Here is a 3,048-nt window from a genome sequence, read left to right on the forward strand (position 1 = left end):
AGATTATTTGTTGACGCGACCTTGCGAATGTGATAAATTATATAAGGTGCTTTTTGTATGCAGATTCCTGTATTTGTATCCAAATCGAACAGTCGTGCTGACTGGTACATTAGCACACAAACATTGAAAAGCTGAAATCGTAGCTGTAAAGCGATTTTTATTTTTTCAAAAAAATTATGACACGCTTGGATGTGTGAGCATAAAGTATATACAAAAAATATCACCCATTAATGGGAAGGAGGAGCTTATAGTTATGCCAACTATTAACCAATTAGTACGCAAATCACGCCAAAGCTCAACTAAAAAATCTGGTTCTCCAGCTTTAGGCCGTGGTTACAACTCAATGAAACGTAAATCTACTTCTACAAACTCTCCTCAAAAACGTGGAGTTTGTACACGTGTAGGTACTATGACACCGAAAAAACCTAACTCAGCGTTACGTAAATACGCTCGTGTTCGTTTATCAAACATGATCGAGGTAACAGCTTACATCCCAGGTATCGGCCACAACTTACAAGAACATAGTGTTGTTCTTATCCGTGGTGGACGTGTGAAAGACTTACCAGGGGTTCGTTACCACATCGTTCGTGGTGCGTTAGATACTGCTGGAGTTAACGACCGTAAACAAAGCCGTTCTAAATACGGTACTAAAAAACCTAAATAATTAAAAATCGAAAGGAGGAGCACAAATGCCTCGTAAAGGACATATTGCAAAACGTGATGTATTACCAGATCCAATTTATAACTCAAAATTAGTTACTCGTTTAATCAACCGTATCATGGTTGATGGTAAACGTGGTAAAGCAGCTACTATTTTATATACTGCCTTCGACAACATTAAAGCTGAAACAGGTAACGATCCAATGGAGGTTTTCGAACAAGCAATCGAAAACATCGCACCAGTTTTAGAAGTTAAAGCTCGTCGTATTGGTGGGTCTAACTACCAAGTGCCAATCGAAGTTCGTCCAGAACGTCGTCAAACTTTGGCATTACGTTGGTTAGTAAACTACGCTCGCCTACGTGGTGAGAACACAATGGAACAACGCTTATCACACGAAATCATGGACGCTGCTAACAATACAGGTGCTTCAGTTCGTAAACGTGAAGAATCACACCGTATGGCAGAAGCTAACAAAGCCTTCGCACATTTCCGTTGGTAAGAGTTTTCTAAAAGTCGATAATTTATATTGTCGACTTTTCTCTAAAAACGTTATAATGATTGTGGAAACCAATTATTAAACGAATCAAAGAAAAAAGGAGTAAAGATAAGATGGCTAAAAGAGAATTTCCTCTTGAAAAGACTCGTAATATCGGTATCATGGCCCACATCGATGCTGGTAAAACGACTACTACTGAACGTATCTTGTTCTACACTGGTAAAATCCATAAAATCGGTGAAACTCACGATGGTGGGGCACAAATGGACTGGATGGAGCAAGAACAAGAACGTGGTATCACTATTACATCTGCTGCAACAACTGCACAATGGAAAGACCACCGTGTAAACATCATTGATACCCCAGGACACGTGGACTTCACTGTTGAAGTTGAGCGTTCATTACGTGTATTAGATGGTTCAGTAGCTTTACTAGATGCCCAATCAGGTGTAGAGCCTCAAACAGAAACTGTTTGGCGTCAAGCAGATACTTATAAAGTACCTCGTATTGTATTCGTAAATAAAATGGATAAAATGGGTGCAGACTTCTTATACTCTGTAAACACTATCCACGAACGTTTACAAGCAAACGCTCAACCTATCCAATTACCAATTGGTTCTGAAGATGACTTCGAAGGTATCATTGACTTAGTGGAAATGAACGCTGAAGTTTACACTTCTGATGACGGTAGAGAATACGAAGAACGCGAAATTCCAGAAGAATACCGCGAATTAGCTGAAAAATGGCACACAAACCTAATTGAATCAATCGCTGACGTGAATGAAGATATTATGGAAAAATACCTTGAAGGTGAAGAGATTTCTAAAGAAGAATTGAAAACGGCTATCCGTACAGCAACTACTAACGTTGACTTCTTCCCTGTAATGTGTGGTTCTGCCTTTAAAAATAAAGGTGTTCAATTAATGCTTGATGCAGTTATCGACTACTTACCTGCACCAACTGATGTACCACCAATCCAAGGTCATGCATTTGACAACCCAGAAGAAGTGATCGAAGTTCGTGCGAACGACGATGCACCATTCTCAGCATTAGCGTTTAAAGTTATGACTGACCCATTCGTAGGTCGTTTAACTTTCTTCCGTGTGTACTCTGGTACTGTTCAATCAGGTTCATACATCCAAAATGCTACTAAAGACAAACGTGAACGTTTAGGTCGTATCTTAATGATGCACGCTAACTCTCGTTCTGAAGTAGATGAAGTATTCTCTGGTGATATCGCTGCTGCTGTAGGTCTTAAAGACACTACTACAGGTGATACTTTATGTGACGTTGACAACAAAGTTATCCTTGAGTCAATGGAATTCCCTGAGCCAGTTATCGAAGTTGCTATCGAGCCAGACACTAAAGCTGACCAAGACAAAATGTCTATCGCTTTAGGTAAATTAGCTGAAGAGGATCCAACTTTCCGTGCGTCAACTGACCACGAAACTGGTCAAACAATCATCGCTGGTATGGGTGAGCTTCACCTTGACATCATCGTTGACCGTTTGAAACGTGAATTCAATGTTTCTGCAACTGTAGGTGCGCCTCAAGTATCTTACCGTGAAACATTCACACAACAAACTCAAGTTCAAGGTAAATTCGTTCGTCAATCAGGTGGTAAAGGTCAATACGGTGACGTATGGATCGAATTCACACCTAACGAAGAAGGTGCTGGATTTGAATTTGAAAATGCAATCGTCGGTGGTGTGGTTCCTCGTGAATACATCCCTGCTGTTGAAGCTGGTCTTAAAGATGCAATGGAAAACGGTGTATTAGCTGGATTCCCATTAATCGATGTTAAAGCTAAACTTTACGATGGTTCTTACCATGATGTCGATTCATCTGAGACAGCCTTCAAAGTTGCTGCTTCATTAGCGTTACGTAACGC

General features: G+C 40.2%; 3 protein-coding genes. All 3 read left to right on the plus strand.

Features of this window, described 5'->3' with window-relative positions:
• The first annotated feature begins 253 nt into the window (after positions 1–253).
• Entirely contained in the window at positions 254–664 is a 411-nt protein-coding gene (rpsL, locus tag ACRCJ0_RS11350; protein WP_059135282.1) for a 30S ribosomal protein S12, read from the plus strand.
• Positions 665–689: 25 nt separating this feature from the next.
• The gene (gene rpsG / locus ACRCJ0_RS11355; RefSeq protein WP_016896550.1) at positions 690–1,160 is read left to right on the plus strand and encodes a 30S ribosomal protein S7; all 471 of its coding nucleotides are present in this window, start codon (positions 690–692) and stop codon (positions 1,158–1,160) included.
• A gap of 110 nt (positions 1,161–1,270) precedes the next feature.
• Positions 1,271–3,048 (plus strand): elongation factor G (fusA, locus tag ACRCJ0_RS11360; RefSeq protein ID WP_431390487.1); only part of this gene is annotated, 1,778 nt, incomplete at its 3' end.

Source organism: Aerococcus sp. L_32 (assembly GCF_050689315.1).